This window comes from Nostoc sp. UCD121 (assembly GCF_014222285.1).
Taxonomy (GTDB): domain Bacteria; phylum Cyanobacteriota; class Cyanobacteriia; order Cyanobacteriales; family Nostocaceae; genus Nostoc.
Window position 1 is genome coordinate 1 of the sequence record NZ_JACKZS010000167.1, and the last position, 17,307, is coordinate 17,307.

Genomic DNA, 17,307 nt, shown 5'->3' on the forward strand with positions numbered 1-17,307 from the left:
CACTCAACTTGGTGGTCAATCTTTTACTCCTGAGTAGCATTTCTTCTAACTCCCGAAAAAATGGGCGAACCGGGAGTCATTAAGTTGTCCCTCTCGGTAACGCGCTTGCAAGTCACTGAAAACCTCTTGCTGCTGAGTTTCCATCTGCATATCGCACAGAGCTAAAACCTTCTCATCTGGTAATGACTCGATAGCTAAAAAGAGCGATCGCTATTAGACAGAATAGAACTCAAATTGGGAATACTGAGTAAAGCGCGGTTATTTGCTGCGGAGAATCCAAGCGATTTTTTGCCAGATATAGCCCTACTGAGTATTTATCAACTTGGAGAAGATTATGACTTTACCAGTGACAGTAACCTTTATGCTTACTGATTGGATTGCTAAAGGGCTGAAAGATGGAACTTTTGAACGGGTTGGAGGTGTAATTAGAGAAGTAGCTAGTAAGAAAATTGTTACTTGGTTGCGGGACAATCGCTCACTTGCTCCTCAAGCTATGTCTTTCGCTACCAATCCTGTTACTGGTGTACTCAATTTGATTGTTTCAGGAGCAAACGCAGCAATTTCAACTAAAGGATTTGCTGATGTTAATCGACGACTAGGTGGTATTGAACAAGATTTAGGGGTAATTGGGCAAAGTTTACAAGTAACTCAAGGTATTTTGCAGATAACTAGTGCTGCTAGTGTACTTAATCTTGGAGTCTCTGTAATGGGTTTTGCTGTTATATCGCAGCGTATCAATGAGATAGAAAACCAATTAAAACAAGCAGCAGAATTGTTAAATAAAATTAATCGCAAAATTGACCTCAGTTTCTATGCTAACTTCCATGCTGGAATCGAATTAGCACTTAATGCCTTTACGATGACTAGAGTTGAAAACCGTAGAAGCAGCGCTTTACAAGCTATCAATCGCTTCTTAGAAGCAGAACATATTTACAAAGATTACACAGTTAATGAACTTTCCCAGAAAAGCCCAATTATTGACAAATATATACTGACATTATCTCTAGCCTATATTGCAGAAGCACGTTGTCATTTAGAACTAGAAGAACATGAAACAGCGCTTCGTCGTTTTCAAGAAGGGGCAAAATTTATCAGGTTGCTGCTTCAAAAATATATTGAAGTCATGCTTACTTCTAATCCAGCAGCATACTTACATCCTCAATTTAAAGGTCAGATTGATTTGCATAAACTAACCCAAATTTACCAATGGATTGACCCGAATTTTAATGAAAATACAGTTTTCGAGATACAACGCGAGAATATGTTTAAACTGACTCAAAGTCATGATGAATGGCTATCTTCCCTTCCATCGGCAATTGTGGATCGTAGTGAAATTCAATGGGGCATATTCGGAGGAAATCCTACTCCATTCACAGGGAGATTTGAAAAAGAAGCTTACAAACGTCTTCCTCAAGCATTTGAAGTAATGGAATGTATGATTGAAACCAATCGCCGTTTTGAAGCATATCAAACAGAACTACAAGCAATATCCCAACTAGGAATCAGCTTTCATGACTGGCTTAAATTAACTCCGTCTACAGAAATTAAACCAGACGGTGCAGAATTAATGTATATTATTCCATCTAAACCTTTAGAGTTACAGCCTTCCATGTGAACTAATTACAGGTTTATGATTTATCGGCAAGTAATTCTTCTAGAGTTTCTTCGGTTAATCCTTTAGCTTGAGCATTTCTGCCGATTCTGTCAAAAACACTAAGTAAATCTTCATCTTTATTACTTGAAGAGGTTTTCTTTATTTCTTGAATAAGTTGTTCTTGTTCTTGTGCGGGAAGTTGTAGGACAAGATTAAGAATTTGCTCGAAGGTTAGGGGGAGTTGATAGGTTTTTTGAGTCATGGTGAGTTTTGGAGTTAGTGAATAGAAACTTGTTAGCTTTTTTAATCAGGTTTGAGCCAGTTTTCTACTTTTAAATCACGATTCCTCTATGCCTTGGCGAATTGCATTATCCATATCCTCAATGGTTTTAGGTTTTACTTGATATTTTAAGCAACCTGCTACATCATCTAACTTAGTTTCTAGAAAAGGTTTCTTAGGCTTTAAAAATTTCCATCACCCATATTAATAATAATAAATTCTCGCTCGTTTGCTAGTGATGATTGGATTTTAAATTCCTTTAATTCATAGATTCAAAGTCAACAAGAAGCAAATTTATTCCATCCATTATTAGTGGAAATTTTTCTTCAGGTATGTTTAACTCATGAAAACATTTATCTCTATATATTTCTTTTTCAGTAAAATTAATGATGGCTTTTACTAATGGCTTTTTTACTTCGTAGCTTTCTTCAGCTTTAGCCATCGCTCGTGCGGGGATTTCGTTATTTACACGCAATATTGCTAAGTCAATCAAATCTCTAGATTGTGTACTTGAATCGTTCCATCGGTCAGCATTAGCCATTAGTTTTGATGTAAATCTATCGCTTATACTCAGACAAGGTATTTTTGTCCATTTCGGATAAACAGGAGAGTCTAAAGTAAAAATCCCATTGGCTACAATTTCTACTTTAATAGTTGTTTCATTGACTACAATAGGAAAACGAATACCATATTGATTTATTGTACTGTCACCTAATTCGATATCTGTTGTACTTTGAAATAATGCTGCAATTCCTTCATCGCAAATCAAATTTCTTAAATATCTGTAATTTTCAGTTCCATAAGGGAAGAGGAAATCAATATCTTTACTAAGCCTGTATTCATCATATTCTAACGCCAAGAGTGTACCACCGCCAAAGTATGCAGAAGCTTTTTTGAAAACTTCTGGATTGAAAGCATTAAGGATTTTAAGTATATTATTATGATGATCGACATGAAACATTTCAAAATCCGGTAATATCCAGGAGTTATATTTTTTTGCTAAATAATGAACAAAATCCTTTTCTTCTTGTTTTAAATTTTTGAAGGTAGTTTGATGATGCCAATTGCGTTGATACAATTGAACAATTTCTTTCTCACTCATTTCATATACATTTTTTAGCTGCCAACCAATAGACTCTAGAAATGGTAGCTTTTGTGGATTGAGCTTAAGCATAATTAACTCTAATGGTTAAATTTTCTCTAAGTTATAATTTAGCGATATCCACCTGATTATAACTATTTTTAGTAGCTCTTCCTTTGCGCCTTTGTGAGACAAAAAAGGCGAACCCAAAAAGTTCGCCTTAATTATATGCTGTTGCTAAATCCAAACCAAAATCTAAATCTTCGCTTCTTCTCTTACCAACTTATCCCAACCCAAATCTTTCAAATTATTATTCCGACGTAGCGGACGAGTCACCAACTCTAACATGTCACGCGCATTTGTAAAGCCGTGAATTTGAGCAAAAGTGAACTCTACAGACCACTTGGTATTAATACCGCGTGCTTCCAACGGATTTGCGTGAGCCATACCAGTAATTACCAAATCTGGTTTCAACTCATAAATCCGTTGAAGTTGATTGTAATTATCCGGCTTCTCTACAATCCTTGGCAGAGGTGAATTCATTTCTTGGCAAGTTTTCTCCAGCAATGCCAACTCAGCAGCTTGATAGCGCTTATCCATGTAGGGAATGCCGATTTCGTGAACTGTCATCCCACAACGGATTAAGAATCTTGCTTGGGAAACTTCCAGCAAGTTATCACCCATGAAGAATACAGACTTACCGCGAATCAGTTTCACGTAATCTTCCAAACCTGCCCAAATTTGGGCTTCCCGTTCATCCAAGCCCTTGGGAGTAATACCAAACACCGAGCAGATTTTCTCAATCCAAGCGCGAGTACCATCGGGGCCAATGGGGAAGGGTGCGCCAATGAGTTTACACTTGCGGCGGCGCATTAAGGTGGTAGCTGTGCGGCTGAGGAATGGGTTGACACCAGCGACATAATACCCTTCTTCCAAGACTGGCAATTCTGTGAAGCGCTTCGCGGGTAGCCAGCCGGAAACTTTGATGCCTTGTTTCTTCAGTTCTAAGGTTAACTGAGTAACTACGGGGTCGGGAAGGGAGCCAAAGAGAACCAGTGGTGGATGATCTACGTACTCAGATTCATCTTGGGCGACATCTTCTTTCTTCTTACCGAAGTTGAGCAATTTAGCGATCGCATTTCGTTCAATTTTCTCTGTTTCCGCCACAGGAGCTTTATCAGGACAACGGTTAGCCATTGCTGCCAATACGGTGTCTTCCCCTTGGGTGAAGGCGTAATCTAGACCATTTGCACGCGCTACAACGATGGGAATCCCGATTTCAGATTCCAGCTTCGGTGCCAAGCCTTCCAAATCTGTTTTGATAATTTCGGTGGTGCAAGTACCAATCCAGACAATTACACTAGGATTGCGATCGCGTTTAATTTGCAAGCACAACCGCTTTAACTCTTCATAATCATTCAGCTGTGCCGAAATATCGCCCTCTTCCAACTCTGCCATTGCATAGCGGGGTTCAGCAAAAATCATCACCCCCATCGCGTTTTGCAGAAAGTAGCCACAAGTTTTTGTCCCAATTACCAAAAAGAAGCTATCTTCAATTTTTTGGTATAACCACGCCACGCAGCTAATTGGGCAAAAGGTATGGTAATTTCCAGTTTCACATTCGAAGCTTAAAGCTTCTGGTTGTTGAGCGATAGTCATTTTGGTTTTTTCTCCCCTTGATATTTAATGGCAGTTCAACCAATTTCAGATTTTAGACTTCGGCTTCTCTCCGAGACGCTACGCGAACGCTCAGTCGAACGATTGATAATTTTGGATTGAAGGCTGGGACAACAAAAGTATCCGCTGTCTAACGACAATTTCCCTAATTCCTCATCCAAAACTCCAAATCTAAAACTTAAAATTGCGAAGAACGGCAATAATTAAGCGTTGGGGAAGAGACGGGCAATTTCTGATTCATCAAAAACGCCTGCTGGCAGTTCTTCCCCCAAAAAATCGTTATTCTCTTCAGCCTTTTGCAAAGCTGTTTCATCACCCCAGACATCTGATAACACGTCTTTAAACGCATTCTCATCTAGTGGAATATCTTCAAGCACCTCATCATCCAGCTTTACTTCCATTACAGCTGTTGCATCTGTATCGAAAGCAATTTCCCCAAACTCATCTGCTTCTAAATTAGAGGTTTCGAGAGACTCATCTTTGAAAGCGTGTCCGTTGGATAAGGAAATATCGCCAAAGCCATTTTCGGTTTCTTCCAACGCGCTGATTTCCAGATTTTGCTCATCAGAATCCACCATTGCGAACTCTTGAACTACCGCCACTGATGCAAAGCCATTTGTATGAGAATGCGTGAATGTTTCTTCTTCAGGCTTTTCGTCAATGATATCTGCTGCTTCTTCTGCGTACTTCTCTACATCTGGGTTGACGAGAAAGCGATTACCGAGAGCAAAATCTGGGTCAAAATGCAAATCCAGCACCTCAATCAGGGTATCGGCATCAGGATTAAGTTTGGCAAAGGGCAACATTAACTGCGCTAGTTTTGGCTCTAGGGCGTTAAGAACTCCCAGGATGAGGTAAGAAGGTGGTCGCTTCCCGCCATCAGGGGTGTAGACTGATTCCACTTCCATGTGCAGGGTAATCCAGTCTCGATTATTCTGGAAAAATTGCAACCACTTTTGTTTTATTGAATCCGTAAAGCTGTGAAAGAAAGCCATATTATTGTCCCCCATCCTGAGAACTTGGTGATTTATACAATCATCAAGTCTAGTTCCTCTTCTGAATTAGGAACCTGGGGTTTACCCGGATTTAGATAAAAATCGGATAACAAAGAGAACAACTCCCGATCTGGTGTGTCGTTAGGTACAACACCTTCGGGACGCGCTAGAATTTGGTCGGCGATGTTGAGATAGTAGTCGCAAACGTAGTCTAGGGAAGGATCTTGCTCTGCCATCTCAAACAAAGTCTTACCTTTCACACGGGAAACACGGATATCTTCAATCAAAGGTAAAACTTCCAAAACTGGCATTGGCACAGCTTCTATATATTTTTCAATCAAGTCGCGCTTGGAGGTTCTATTGCCAATCAACCCTGCTAGACGCAGTGGGTGAGTTCTTGCTTTTTCGCGGACTGAAGCAGCGATCCGATTGGCAGCAAATAAGGCATCAAAGCCGTTGTCTGTAACAATCAGGCAGTAATCTGCATAGTTGAGTGGTGCTGCAAAACCACCACAAACTACGTCACCCAGAACGTCAAAGAGAATTACATCGTACTCATCAAAGGCGTTGAGTTCTTTAAGTAATTTTACGGTTTCACCGACTACGTATCCGCCACATCCAGCACCCGCAGGTGGCCCACCAGCTTCTACGCAATCCACACCGCCGTAGCCTTTATAAATCACATCTTCTGGCCAGACATCTTCGTAGTGATAATCCTTTTCTTGGAGGGTGTCGATGATTGTGGGAATCAAAAACCCAGTCAGGGTGAAGGTGCTGTCATGTTTTGGGTCGCAGCCAATTTGCAGCACTTTCTTGCCACGTTTAGCTAGGGCGACGGATATGTTACAGCTAGTTGTGGATTTACCGATACCACCTTTTCCGTAGACTGCTAGTTTCACTGTTGTTTCCCTCTTATAGCTTCTTGTCAAACTTGTGGCTCAAACATTTGCCTTCACCTTTCCTGAGATGGCGATGCGTGAGGTCTGTTGATGTCATTATTGGGCAAATTACATAGAAAAGAAAGTGGCTCTTAATTTATAAAACGGTTTTATCCAATGAATTAGAACTTAATTAGGGGTATTTTAGTTTTTATGAGCTAATAAGTCTTATTTAGCTTTAAAATTCATCTATAAAAAGTTTTTATTATCTATTTTTATAAAAATAGTTCCAAAAAGCAAAAATATGGAATTGGCTTTTTTAAATGGTTTTCATAGAATTAGTTGATGTTCCTGCAACGTGTTTTCAGGGCATTGAGCCACAGGTGCAAGGGCAAACAGAGGTATATGCAGCATGATGCTGGAAATACTGGTGAGATTTGCGATCGCAGATAAATTGCCAGTTTTCACTCGGTAGTCACAACCATGTAATTGCTGCTTGAGAGTGAGTGAGTATGATTTTGTAAAATATTATTAATTTTGCAAATATTTTCTAAGTCTAAGCCGAGTGAATAGGATTTGTGGCTACATAAATTTAGCCCACCTGCGTGGGCTAAGAGTAAGAGAAGAAACGTAGAGTGTGCGTAAGCCTTAATTTATTTCAGTCTATGTAAGTAAGGTAATTAGGACACCTCAGTTTTAATTTCCTGGATTTCTTTTAATGTTTGCCAGCCAGCTTGCCACTGGGAGTTATCTTGTAATAATTTGGCATTTATCCAAAAACGGACTTTAGGATCGCAAGAAGCAACCATTTCGGCATAAACCCACTTACCCTGATTTTTCCGATTGACAACTTGGAAGTGTCTCCAACCATCAACTTTTTGCTGTGCCGTCCACTTAGAACCAACTAAATAAGGAAATTTTTGTTTTTTAGTCATTTGTCATTGTCATTTGTCATTTAGCCTCCCCCATTCCCTATTCCCATTCCCCAATTAAGATGTCACCAAATCGCCGTTACGGGTAAACTTCTGGCAATCCAACTCATTATCTTGCTGAACGCATAGCGAAAACCATCTGATATGGCTCCAGCAGGTATTGATATTGTTGGTAATTTTGCGCTTTTTCTTGGAAAGGCGTTGTCTTACAACTTCATTAGGGCAAAGAATTTCTAACGTACCCGTACCATCTTCATCATTAACGATGCGAAATAGACAGTCTTGCAACATCACACGGCTGCTGCTGTCGAAGAACCGCTTAAATCGCTGTAGCTTTTCCCCTTCAGTCATTTGGCTGATGGGTTTTATTTTCAAGAAATCCTCATCCTCTAAGTCAAAGTCATCATCTTCAAAGTCGTAGGGGTCAATCATTTTCAGCATCCACTATGCGACCTGGGATCATGGTAACTCTGTATGGGGGCAAGGTAGATTTAATACGTCATACTTAGTGTACGCGTTTAGATTCCTGCTTATGAAGGAGTAATTTTGTTTATCACCATGTCTCTAATAGATATTGTTAAGACAGTTACCCATACATTCTAAGAAAAAAATACTAAGCCTTAGCTTTCAGGGGTAAGCTGTTTTCAATGCGATTGAGTGTAATTGGCCTTATGAAATATCTACTTGACCATTTCACATTTTTTAAATATAGTTTGGACTGCTCTAAATCTCTTTCTTATGAAGAATTTTGTTTAATAAGCATCTCTAGAATGTCATCAATATTAATCAAAAAAGCTTTGAGCGTTTCTTTGATGGCTGCTGGTGAATTCAATGACATTTGGCTTCATGGTATTACTGCTGCGATCGCCATTTACTTTGGCTTTATTACTACACCAAATTTATTAGAACTGAGTTCCGGGGAAAGCTAGAGTCTTAGCCAGAAATAAATAGGAGTTATATCAAAATTAAGTCAGCGAGCTAGTCATTTAATTATGTTGACTTAATAAAGAATCGTATACTTTATTTGGTATACGATTCTTGATAAAACATAGAACTAAACTGTTTTCTACCCACGACTGGAATGCTTCAGTTGTTCAACCGGGGGATTTAGAGCTAATTACGGGCAGTGTATGCCATACAGTTGGCTCCGCTTAAAATTAAGGTGGTACGCCCCTCTTTTTTAGTTTCGGCTAGGAAGGAGCAAACATTTTTGTACTAAGCGGTTTTACTTGTTACACTAAATAGGTTTTTTGGTGTAACAGATGTATATTTACTGCAAATCTAGTTGTTTAGACTCTGATGCTACCAGCGTAATGGCAAACTTAGTCCCTCGCTTAAAGTCTGCAATAGTTGCATTATATTGCAAGGACTGGTTCGGTGGTAAGTAAGATGGCCCGCCACAAGATACATTTAAATCCGTACCATTCTGAACTTTTAAATTAGAACAGCCATAAATGACTGTTTTATTGCCTTTATCATCGACTTTGCTGATCTGAAGGCTTTTAACAACCCCAGTGACACCCGCAGGTAACTTTATAATAGCTTTTTCAACCCTCAGAGCTTGTGGTAATTTCATCGCGTTAGCGCTGAAGCTACATCCATTGACATTGTTAACTATCACAGTCGGTGGTAGAACATCGATTTTATTAGGGTCAGTTGGATCTGGTATTATTCTTACATCACCTACGACGGTACAACCTGACTTGATAGGCGCAGCCAGTGAATCTGCAATTGCCATTCTAGGAAAGAAAGTTGCACAAATTACGAGTAAAATAGCAATAAAGCCAAAAATCTTCTTGGAATATTTGAATTGATTCATTATTTTTCCTCCTTAAGTAAGTAGACGTTGAAAAACCTCTATCTAAAGGAATATTCAGTAGTTTTTTCATTAAATATGCAAATATGCAATTTGATTTTCAAAATTAGATTTTTCTGCGGGTGTAGACATCGCCAAAGCAGCGCAAAAGTTTTCGGATTACTGGCACGAACATTGATTTCCAGCATTGTTGCATTATTCCCTTGTTACATTAGCTGCTAGTTTCCAACTCAGCACACGCAACACTTTCTGCTTCAGCGCCGTCAAGTAAGCACGATTCAGCTTCCAGAGCGACTCCAAAAACCTCTGTACCGAATCCTAAGCGCTCACTGGAATAAACCCGACTAATGCGATCGCCTACATGGACGCTTGCGCCATCGCACATAAGAGCGCATCTACTGACACTCCGCAAATCGGTAATTGAAACCGTGGGTTCCATAACCTACTCCGGTTGTTGTGCAATGAACAAGAATCGCACGTATGAAAATCGGAACTAGGGGAAAATACCACTTTTTCAAGATGTGAACACCGATCTAGGCGATCGCTATCCTGTTCATACAATATCTATTGAGAGTAGAAATTTTCTTTACTTGGTGTTCTGGTGGTAGCCTGCGACAAACCCTCCGGGTTCAGCAGTCGCTCATGGGGGAAACCCCCAAGACCGCGCTGCTTCACCACTACGCCTCTACGTTCCTGAAAAAGCCTATGCAACCTACTAATCCTAACCAATTTACAGAAAAAGCCTGGGAAGCGATCGCCCATACCCCCGATATTGTTAAACAATATCAACAACAGCAAATTGAAAGCGAACACCTGATGAAAGCGCTGCTAGAACAAGATGGTCTAGCAACTGGGATTCTCACCAAAGCGGGTGTTAACCTCCAAAAACTGCGCGATCGCACCGAACAATTTTTTCAACGTCAGCCAAAAGTATCTGGTACTAGCAGTTCTGTTTACTTGGGACGCAGCTTAGATACACTTCTAGATCGAGCAGATGTGTATCGCAAAGAGTTTCAAGATGAATATATTTCAATTGAACACTTATTGCTGGCTTACGCTAAAGATGACCGCTTTGGCAAAGCTTTATTCCAAGAATTCAGTTTAGACGAAGGCAAACTAAAAGATATTATTAAACAAGTTCGGGGGAGCCAAAAAGTGACCGACCAAAATCCAGAAGGCAAATACGAAGCACTGGAAAAATACGGGCGTGATCTCACAGAAGCCGCGCGTAAAGGTCAACTCGATCCAGTGATTGGGCGGGATGATGAGATTCGCCGCACTGTCCAAATTCTGTCTCGGCGCACCAAGAATAATCCTGTGCTAATTGGTGAACCGGGTGTTGGTAAAACTGCGATCGCTGAAGGATTAGCACAGCGCATTATCGCAGGTGATGTACCCCAGTCCCTCAAAGACCGCAAGCTAATTTCTTTAGATATGGGTGCTTTGATTGCGGGGGCAAAATTCCGGGGTGAATTTGAAGAACGCCTGAAAGCAGTATTAAAAGAAGTTACTGAATCTGGCGGCAATATTGTTTTATTTATTGATGAAATTCACACCGTTGTCGGCGCTGGTGCAACCCAAGGCGCGATGGATGCTGGTAACTTATTAAAACCGATGTTGGCGCGGGGTGAATTGCGCTGTATTGGGGCGACAACTTTGGATGAATACCGCAAACATATCGAAAAGGATGCCGCACTAGAAAGACGCTTCCAGCAAGTTTATGTCGATCAACCTAGTGTAGAAGATAGTATTTCGATTTTGCGCGGGTTGAGAGAACGTTATGAAAACCACCACGGGGTGAAGATTTCTGATAGTGCTTTAGTTGCCGCCGCCGTATTGTCGAGTCGATATATTAGCGATCGCTTCCTCCCTGATAAAGCCATTGACTTGGTAGACGAAGCCGCCGCCAGATTAAAAATGGAGATCACCTCCAAACCAGAAGAACTCGACGAAATCGATCGTAAGATTCTGCAATTGGAAATGGAGAAGCTATCGCTGCAAAAAGAAAGCGATGCCGCTTCTCGTGAACGTCTAGAAAGACTAGAAAAAGAAATTGCCGATCTCAAAGAAGAACAAAGAACCCTAAATACTCAATGGCAGTCTGAAAAAGATATCATTGACAAAATTCAGTCTGTTAAAAAAGAGATTGAACGGGTCAATTTAGAGATTCAGCAAGCAGAACGCGATTACGACCTTAACCGCGCTGCGGAGTTGAAATACGGTAATTTAACCAGTTTGCATCGTCAGTTAGAAGCAGTAGAAGCTGAATTAGCAAGCGCCCAAAGAAGTGGAAAATCACTATTACGGGAAGAAGTCACAGAAGCTGATATTGCCGAAATTATTTCTAAATGGACAGGAATTCCCATCAGCAAGCTGGTGGAATCTGAGAAAGAGAAACTTCTGCATTTAGAAGATGAACTACACCACCGCGTGATTGGACAAGAAGAAGCAGTCACAGCCGTAGCGGATGCAATTCAGCGATCGCGTGCTGGACTAGCTGATCCCAATCGTCCCATCGCTAGCTTTATTTTCCTTGGGCCGACAGGTGTGGGTAAAACCGAGTTGGCAAAAGCGCTGGCGGGCTATATGTTTGATAGCGAAGATGCGCTGGTGCGAATCGATATGTCGGAATATATGGAGAAACACGCCGTCTCCCGTTTAATCGGTGCGCCTCCAGGATATGTGGGTTACGAAGAAGGCGGACAACTTACAGAAGCGATTCGCCGCCGTCCTTACTCAGTGATTCTCTTTGACGAAATTGAGAAAGCCCACCCTGACGTTTTTAATATCTTCTTGCAAATTCTCGATGATGGTCGCGTTACTGATGCCCAAGGTCACAAGGTGGACTTCAAGAACGCTATTATCATCATGACTAGCAACATCGGTTCGCAATACATTCTTGATGTCGCTGGGGATAACGCTCACTACGACGAAATGCGCCGTCGAGTCATGGAAGCGATGCGGAATAGCTTCCGTCCAGAATTCCTCAACCGGATTGACGAAATCATCATCTTCCACGGTTTAGATAAGAAGGAATTACGGCAGATTGTGCTGTTGCAAGTACAAAGATTACGTCAAAGATTGGCCGATCGCAAAATATCCCTCAAACTCTCGGATATAGCACTTGACTTTTTAGCAGAAGTAGGGTATGACCCAGTGTATGGGGCGCGTCCACTGAAGCGCGCGATTCAGCGAGAGTTAGAAACTCAAATTGCCAAAGCTATTTTGCGCGGTGAATTCAACAACGGCGACACTATCTTTGTAGATGTGCAAAATGAGCGTCTTTCTTTTAGTCGCTTACCCGTTGAGGTGTTTAGCAGCTAATTGAAAAAGAGGCAGGGGAGCAGGAAGCAGGCTTGCCGTGACTTGTACTGATCGCAGTCGAAGTAGCGTAGCCAACGGGAGCAGGGGGAGGTAGGAGAGACAAGGTGGCTTGAGTGAGAGCTTATCCCTTATCCTCTTACTTGAAGATCATCTCACGCCAAAACGCCAAGTCAAGCAAGAGCGTCTTGGCGTTTTTTTATCAAGCATTTGTAAGGTAATAATTACGAATTACGTTAGCGTAGCCCATTACGAATTACGAATTACGAATTATTTTGACCCTTACACATCACTTGTCGCATTTTACGCATATTGGCAGGCAACTCAAAGTTCATTGCTTGTTGAATGAAAATTGATGGGATAGGAATCAGAGGTGTAGCTTGCACAGTATAAGCAAGCAACGTGCCATTTCCGCAATCTTTGAGTTCTAAATTGGCGTTAAAATCCTCAAAAGTCCCTTTCTCCATGCGAAATTGGATTTGTTGCCCCAGCACTTCTACAACGTTGAGGTAAATTTCCACTTGAGCCGTGAAAAAGAAAAAGGCTTTTTGTGCTGCTTGATATAGGCGCTTAACTTCACCTTTGTGTGATATCTCGCTTTTAGTGATATCAGGAAAATATTGCACCCACCGGGGATAATCAGTTAATTGCTGCCAAACTTGCGATCGCACCATCGGCAAATACATCCAGGCTGTCACTGCGCCACCACACGCCTTGTGCGATCGCGTTTCTACCAAAATTTCACCCTGTACCAGCAACTTTTGTTTATCTTGACTCCAAGCCATATCTGAACCTGCAATAATTGAGTCTGAGATATGAGACGCAGACATAATGATTTTAGTTACTCCTCAACTCATCCACCTAAATAGAATTGAAACTACAAGCTATAAAACTTGATTTAGATCCAACCCATTAAATTTTAGTTCCAGTGTAATCCCGATCCTTTCCGGAAAGGGTGAGTTTTTGGTAATTATTTCAGTTACTTTACTGTAAAACCTGTAGCTCTGATCACAATTAACACAATTAATACTTAAGTGAACTTGATAATAACAGTATTTATAAATGAAAAACTAAGTTCTTAACAGCTAGAATGGCACAAACACTATTTAATATCAAGCACCTTACCCAACCTCTGGATAGGATCTCTCGATTTTTACGTATTATTTATGATGAAACTGTAACTTCATCATAACTTCATATCTGATTGTCAAATTAAGTCTAATTTCTGTTGAGTTGAGAGGAAAATTAAGTGAGTCAATCTTCTTTAAATCGTAGATTAATCCAGATTTTTGGTATTCTTCTTGGTGTTAGTGTAGCCGTTTGGGTACTGAGAGGCTTTGGTATTCTTACTTTTATTCCAGGTGGAATAATTTTGCTACTACTACTAGGGGCGATCGCGATCGGGATTATCAGTTATGCCCAAAGGACTTGGTGGCGTTTGTAATCTGGATCTCTGATAATCTGGGAAATTGCCGCCAAGGTTACACGCCTTACCCGATAAGCCTTTATCCTCTCGTTTAAGAATTGTAGCGTGACCATTTTCACTTACTGCCAAAAGTATTTAATAGGGAAGCGATGCCAACAATTTATTAGGGGAAAGAAACATGGCAAAGTATATATGTACCGTTTGCGGCTATGAATATGACCCAGAATTCGGCGATCCAGATAGCGATATAGCGTCGGGAACAGCTTTTGAAGATATACCAGATGATTGGGTATGCCCGGTTTGTGGTTCCACCAAAGATCAATTTGAACTAGTTGAATAGTGAAGATAAGGGCTAGCCTAGTAAAGTACGTGCTATTGAGAAATTTTAGAACTTGCTACCGTTACGAATCGTAGTTATTGGGGGTGGGGCTGCGGGATTTTTTGGCGCGATCGCTTGTGCTAAAGCCAATCCTGATGCCCAGGTTACTTTACTCGAAGCCAGTCGTCAACCACTGGCGAAAGTGCTAATTTCTGGTGGTGGACGCTGCAACGTCACTCACGCTTGCTTTGACGCGGAGGAGTTAGTACAAAATTACCCCAGAGGTGCAAAAGCTTTGCGGGGTGCTTTGACTCGCTTTGGCCCTCAAGATACAGTAGCTTGGTTTGCTGCTAGTGGAGTATATCTAAAAACTGAAGCTGATGGCCGGATGTTTCCTGTCACCAATACTTCAGAAACCATTGTGGAATGTCTGATTAAATCGGTGGCGACATCTGGGGTAAAACTCCGTGTCGGTACACACGTAACTTCGTTTCACCGAAGTACAACAGATGAGGGGTTTGATATTCTTCTCAAGTCGGGAGAGACGATTAAATGCGATCGCCTACTTCTTGCCACCGGCAGTAGTATTGTCGGTTATAAAATTGTCCGCGAGTTAGGTCATCAAATAGAACCGCCAGTACCCTCGTTATTTACCTTCAACATTCTCGATCAAAAGTTGCGAGAGTTGGCTGGAGTTAGCGTTAACCCTGTCCAATTAAGGTTATCTGCGGGTGGAAAATCCCAATTACAACAAACTGGGCCATTGCTGATTACCCACTGGGGTTTGAGTGGCCCGGCTGTTTTAAAGCTTTCTGCTTGGGGTGCGAGAGTTTTACACGAAAGCCGCTATCAAGCCAAATTATTGATTAATTGGCTGCCCCTTATGCACCAAGAACAAGTGCGAGAAAAAGTTTTAGCAGTTAAAGATGAATGGGGAAAGAAAGCGATCGCATTGCATCGCGGCGTTGATTTACCCCATCGTCTCTGGCAATATATCATTGCCCGTGCAGGCATTACCACAGAAGACCGTTGGGCAGAAATATCTAGCAAAACCTTAAATCAACTGGTGCAAGAACTGACTCAAGGACAATACTTAATCAACGGCAAAGGAGCCTTTAAAGAAGAATTTGTTACCTGTGGCGGCGTTAACCTCAAAGAAGTCAACTTCAAGACAATGGAAAGTAGGTTAGTTCCTGGCCTTTATTTTGCTGGAGAAATCTTAGATATTGATGGCGTTACCGGTGGGTTTAACTTCCAAAGTGCTTGGACAACCGGGTATTTGGCAGGGATAGCAATGGCGAATAGCCAGACACCTTAAGAGAGTTTGTAGTAAGTACTTTAGTGCTTAGAAATCAAAGGCTAAAGTCCTTACTGCGAACTTATTAAAAATAATGTACTAGATTACGATTTTTACTATTCTATTATTAAACAAGCGTTCTCTTAATTCTTATATATGATTAATCATTTCAAAACTTGAAGTTTCTAGAGGAGAAATAATCTCTATATTAATTACTAATTATCTTGCTAGTACAAAGCGGCAAAAATAAAGCTACCATCCTTTGTAGGTCAATTTTGAACACACCCAACAATGAAATTTAGCGAAATTATCAGCCAATTTGGTGAAACAGCCACCAATCATAGCCTGACTAGCAACCCAGACCTTGACCCAGAAATTATAGGGGTAGCAGCCATTGATGAAGCCACTAACGGTACTCTCAGCTACGTAGAAGGGCCAAAATTTGGGTCTTTTGTCAGTAAGACCAATGCTACAGCTTTAATTTTGCCCCAAGATGAAAAATTACAGGAGCTTGCACAAGAGAACGGTATTGTCTGGATATCGACCTCAGATCCGCGACTGTTATTTGCCAAAGTGATCGCACTTTTTTACCAACCATATCGCCCCGTTCCAGAAATTCATCCCACTGCTGTAATTCACTCCAGTGCAAAAGTTGGTAGTGATGTTTACGTTGGTCCCCATGCTGTGATTCAGGAAGGCGTGGAAATTGGCGATAGTGCAATTATTCATCCCAATGTGGTGATCTATCCAGATACCAAAATCGGCGATCGCACCATCTTACACGCCAACTGTACTATTCACGAACGCACCCGCATCGGTGCAGATTGTGTGATTCACAGTGGTGCAGTCATTGGTGCAGAAGGCTTTGGTTTTGTTCCTAGCCGTACTGGTTGGTTAAAAATGGAACAATCTGGCTATACAGTCTTAGAAGATGGGGTGGTAGTTGGCTGTAACACCGCTATTGACCGCCCAGCAGTCGGAGAAACACGGGTAGGCCGCAATACAGTAATTGATAACTTAGTACAAATAGGTCATGGCTGCCAAATTGGTTCTGGCTGTGCTATTGCAGGTCAGGCTGGTATGGCGGGGGGTGTTAAGCTGGGGAATCGCGTTATTTTAGCTGGACAAGTAGGAATAGCCAATCAAGTGAAAATGGGAGATGGTGCGATCGCATCTGCTCAAACTGGAATTCACAGCGATGTTGCACCAGGAGAAATTGTCTCAGGAACTCCAGCCATTCCTTACAAACTATATCTCAAGGTATGTGCTGTTTATAGTCGCTTACCAGATATGTATCAATCGCTAAAACAATTGCAACGTAAATTAAAAAATAGCAATGATTGAAGGAGGCAGAAAGCAGAACCTTGGAATTAACCACATTTTTGTAACAGTTAAAGTATTAAACTGATCTACATCTAGTCCAGAACTTAAGTTCTGGGCTAACTGATGGTTCAAGTCCGCTCATTTTCTATTATTGGATTTAGGGTCAGCGATCGCAATTTATCTAAAATTGCCATAGCATAACCCACAATAGTTTGAAAATCGCGATCATCTGGTGAAATAACTTCCTGAAAAAGAAAAGCCTTCTCAATTAATGTTGAGAAGGCTTTTCTGAATAATATCCCTGGCACCGAGCTATTTTTGCGTAGGGCGACCCCTAAACTATCGTTGCCGCAACAGCGTTTCACGTC

General features: G+C 41.2%; 19 protein-coding genes and 1 pseudogene. 7 read left to right on the forward strand and 13 right to left on the reverse strand.

Going from position 1 to position 17,307, the window contains the following annotated elements:
- Positions 1-334 precede the first annotated feature (334 nt).
- The gene (locus tag GNF10_RS26800; protein WP_185582149.1) at positions 335-1,615 is read left to right on the forward strand and encodes a hypothetical protein; all 1,281 of its coding nucleotides are present in this window, start codon (positions 335-337) and stop codon (positions 1,613-1,615) included.
- 13 nt (positions 1,616-1,628) lie between these two features.
- On the opposite strand, the gene GNF10_RS26805 is transcribed toward GNF10_RS26800, so the two are convergent.
- The 9 genes and pseudogenes from GNF10_RS26805 to GNF10_RS26840 all read right to left on the reverse strand — a co-directional run bounded on the left by GNF10_RS26805 (position 1,629) and on the right by GNF10_RS26840 (position 7,869).
- Complete coding sequence (locus tag GNF10_RS26805; RefSeq protein ID WP_185582150.1) at positions 1,629-1,856, reverse strand: hypothetical protein; 228 nt, start codon at positions 1,854-1,856, stop codon at positions 1,629-1,631.
- 75 nt (positions 1,857-1,931) lie between these two features.
- A pseudogene (locus GNF10_RS38925) lies at positions 1,932-2,098 on the reverse strand (AbrB family transcriptional regulator); the annotation flags it as partial.
- A gap of 35 nt (positions 2,099-2,133) precedes the next feature.
- Positions 2,134-3,048, reverse strand: a complete 915-nt coding sequence (locus GNF10_RS26810; protein ID WP_185607275.1) for a nucleotidyl transferase AbiEii/AbiGii toxin family protein — start codon at positions 3,046-3,048, stop codon at positions 2,134-2,136.
- Between the two features lie 162 nt (positions 3,049-3,210).
- Positions 3,211-4,614 carry a ferredoxin:protochlorophyllide reductase (ATP-dependent) subunit N gene (locus tag GNF10_RS26815; protein WP_185581433.1) on the reverse strand — a complete coding sequence of 468 codons (1,404 nt, stop codon included), beginning with the start codon at positions 4,612-4,614 and terminating at the stop codon, positions 3,211-3,213.
- Positions 4,615-4,835: 221 nt separating this feature from the next.
- Complete coding sequence (locus tag GNF10_RS26820; protein WP_185581434.1) at positions 4,836-5,627, reverse strand: DUF5331 domain-containing protein; 792 nt, start codon at positions 5,625-5,627, stop codon at positions 4,836-4,838.
- A 32-nt stretch (positions 5,628-5,659) separates the two neighbouring features.
- On the reverse strand, positions 5,660-6,526 hold the full coding sequence (bchL, locus tag GNF10_RS26825) for a ferredoxin:protochlorophyllide reductase (ATP-dependent) iron-sulfur ATP-binding protein (protein WP_012410753.1): 867 nt from the start codon (positions 6,524-6,526) through the stop codon (positions 5,660-5,662).
- 309 nt (positions 6,527-6,835) lie between these two features.
- The gene (locus tag GNF10_RS26830; RefSeq protein WP_185592491.1) at positions 6,836-6,973 is read right to left on the reverse strand and encodes a hypothetical protein; all 138 of its coding nucleotides are present in this window, start codon (positions 6,971-6,973) and stop codon (positions 6,836-6,838) included.
- 212 nt (positions 6,974-7,185) lie between these two features.
- Positions 7,186-7,440, reverse strand: a complete 255-nt coding sequence (locus tag GNF10_RS26835) for a TIGR02450 family Trp-rich protein (RefSeq protein WP_185581715.1) — start codon at positions 7,438-7,440, stop codon at positions 7,186-7,188.
- Positions 7,441-7,494: 54 nt separating this feature from the next.
- Positions 7,495-7,869: a hypothetical protein gene (locus GNF10_RS26840; protein ID WP_185581716.1), complete on the reverse strand. Its 375-nt coding sequence runs from the start codon at positions 7,867-7,869 to the stop codon at positions 7,495-7,497.
- Between the two features lie 338 nt (positions 7,870-8,207).
- Between GNF10_RS26840 and GNF10_RS38930 the strand changes: the two genes are divergently transcribed.
- Positions 8,208-8,366, forward strand: coding sequence for a hypothetical protein (locus GNF10_RS38930; RefSeq protein WP_260446065.1), 159 nt, complete (start codon positions 8,208-8,210; stop codon positions 8,364-8,366).
- A gap of 341 nt (positions 8,367-8,707) precedes the next feature.
- On the opposite strand, the gene GNF10_RS26850 is transcribed toward GNF10_RS38930, so the two are convergent.
- Positions 8,708-9,256 (reverse strand): hypothetical protein, encoded by a 549-nt coding sequence (locus tag GNF10_RS26850; protein WP_185581717.1) that lies wholly within the window; start codon positions 9,254-9,256, stop codon positions 8,708-8,710.
- Between the two features lie 208 nt (positions 9,257-9,464).
- Positions 9,465-9,692: a hypothetical protein gene (locus tag GNF10_RS26855; protein ID WP_185581718.1), complete on the reverse strand. Its 228-nt coding sequence runs from the start codon at positions 9,690-9,692 to the stop codon at positions 9,465-9,467.
- A 266-nt stretch (positions 9,693-9,958) separates the two neighbouring features.
- On the opposite strand from GNF10_RS26855, the gene clpB reads away from it, so the two are divergent.
- On the forward strand, positions 9,959-12,577 hold the full coding sequence (gene clpB / locus GNF10_RS26860; protein WP_185581722.1) for an ATP-dependent chaperone ClpB: 2,619 nt from the start codon (positions 9,959-9,961) through the stop codon (positions 12,575-12,577).
- A gap of 260 nt (positions 12,578-12,837) precedes the next feature.
- On the opposite strand, the gene GNF10_RS26865 is transcribed toward clpB, so the two are convergent.
- Positions 12,838-13,404 (reverse strand): SRPBCC family protein, encoded by a 567-nt coding sequence (locus tag GNF10_RS26865; protein WP_185581719.1) that lies wholly within the window; start codon positions 13,402-13,404, stop codon positions 12,838-12,840.
- Positions 13,405-13,823: 419 nt separating this feature from the next.
- Between GNF10_RS26865 and GNF10_RS26870 the strand changes: the two genes are divergently transcribed.
- The 4 genes from GNF10_RS26870 to lpxD all read left to right on the forward strand — a co-directional run bounded on the left by GNF10_RS26870 (position 13,824) and on the right by lpxD (position 16,960).
- Positions 13,824-14,018, forward strand: coding sequence for a hypothetical protein (locus GNF10_RS26870; RefSeq protein ID WP_012410758.1), 195 nt, complete (start codon positions 13,824-13,826; stop codon positions 14,016-14,018).
- Between the two features lie 160 nt (positions 14,019-14,178).
- On the forward strand, positions 14,179-14,340 hold the full coding sequence (gene rd, locus GNF10_RS26875) for a rubredoxin (protein ID WP_185581720.1): 162 nt from the start codon (positions 14,179-14,181) through the stop codon (positions 14,338-14,340).
- Between the two features lie 52 nt (positions 14,341-14,392).
- Positions 14,393-15,637 (forward strand): NAD(P)/FAD-dependent oxidoreductase, encoded by a 1,245-nt coding sequence (locus GNF10_RS26880; RefSeq protein WP_185581721.1) that lies wholly within the window; start codon positions 14,393-14,395, stop codon positions 15,635-15,637.
- 270 nt (positions 15,638-15,907) lie between these two features.
- Positions 15,908-16,960, forward strand: coding sequence for a UDP-3-O-(3-hydroxymyristoyl)glucosamine N-acyltransferase (lpxD, locus tag GNF10_RS26885; protein ID WP_185580600.1), 1,053 nt, complete (start codon positions 15,908-15,910; stop codon positions 16,958-16,960).
- A gap of 107 nt (positions 16,961-17,067) precedes the next feature.
- Here lpxD and GNF10_RS26890 read toward each other — a convergent pair.
- A partial coding sequence (locus GNF10_RS26890; RefSeq protein WP_185592489.1) for a hypothetical protein occupies positions 17,068-17,307 on the reverse strand: 240 nt, incomplete at its 5' end.

Excerpts from the sequence above, each read along its gene's own strand:
- GNF10_RS38930 (WP_260446065.1), top strand. The coding sequence starts at position 8,208 with ATGTCATCAATATTAATCAAAAAAGCTTTGAGCGTTTCTTTGATGGCT.
- clpB (WP_185581722.1), top strand. The coding sequence starts at position 9,959 with ATGCAACCTACTAATCCTAACCAATTTACAGAAAAAGCCTGGGAAGCG.
- GNF10_RS26855 (WP_185581718.1), bottom strand. The coding sequence starts at position 9,692 with ATGGAACCCACGGTTTCAATTACCGATTTGCGGAGTGTCAGTAGATGC.
- GNF10_RS26835 (WP_185581715.1), bottom strand. The coding sequence starts at position 7,440 with ATGACTAAAAAACAAAAATTTCCTTATTTAGTTGGTTCTAAGTGGACG.
- GNF10_RS26865 (WP_185581719.1), bottom strand. The coding sequence starts at position 13,404 with ATGTCTGCGTCTCATATCTCAGACTCAATTATTGCAGGTTCAGATATG.
- GNF10_RS26815 (WP_185581433.1), bottom strand. The coding sequence starts at position 4,614 with ATGACTATCGCTCAACAACCAGAAGCTTTAAGCTTCGAATGTGAAACT.
- rd (WP_185581720.1), top strand. The coding sequence starts at position 14,179 with ATGGCAAAGTATATATGTACCGTTTGCGGCTATGAATATGACCCAGAA.
- GNF10_RS26840 (WP_185581716.1), bottom strand. The coding sequence starts at position 7,869 with ATGATTGACCCCTACGACTTTGAAGATGATGACTTTGACTTAGAGGAT.
- GNF10_RS26800 (WP_185582149.1), top strand. The coding sequence starts at position 335 with ATGACTTTACCAGTGACAGTAACCTTTATGCTTACTGATTGGATTGCT.
- GNF10_RS26805 (WP_185582150.1), bottom strand. The coding sequence starts at position 1,856 with ATGACTCAAAAAACCTATCAACTCCCCCTAACCTTCGAGCAAATTCTT.
- lpxD (WP_185580600.1), top strand. The coding sequence starts at position 15,908 with ATGAAATTTAGCGAAATTATCAGCCAATTTGGTGAAACAGCCACCAAT.
- GNF10_RS26850 (WP_185581717.1), bottom strand. The coding sequence starts at position 9,256 with ATGAATCAATTCAAATATTCCAAGAAGATTTTTGGCTTTATTGCTATT.
- GNF10_RS26820 (WP_185581434.1), bottom strand. The coding sequence starts at position 5,627 with ATGGCTTTCTTTCACAGCTTTACGGATTCAATAAAACAAAAGTGGTTG.
- GNF10_RS26810 (WP_185607275.1), bottom strand. The coding sequence starts at position 3,048 with ATGCTTAAGCTCAATCCACAAAAGCTACCATTTCTAGAGTCTATTGGT.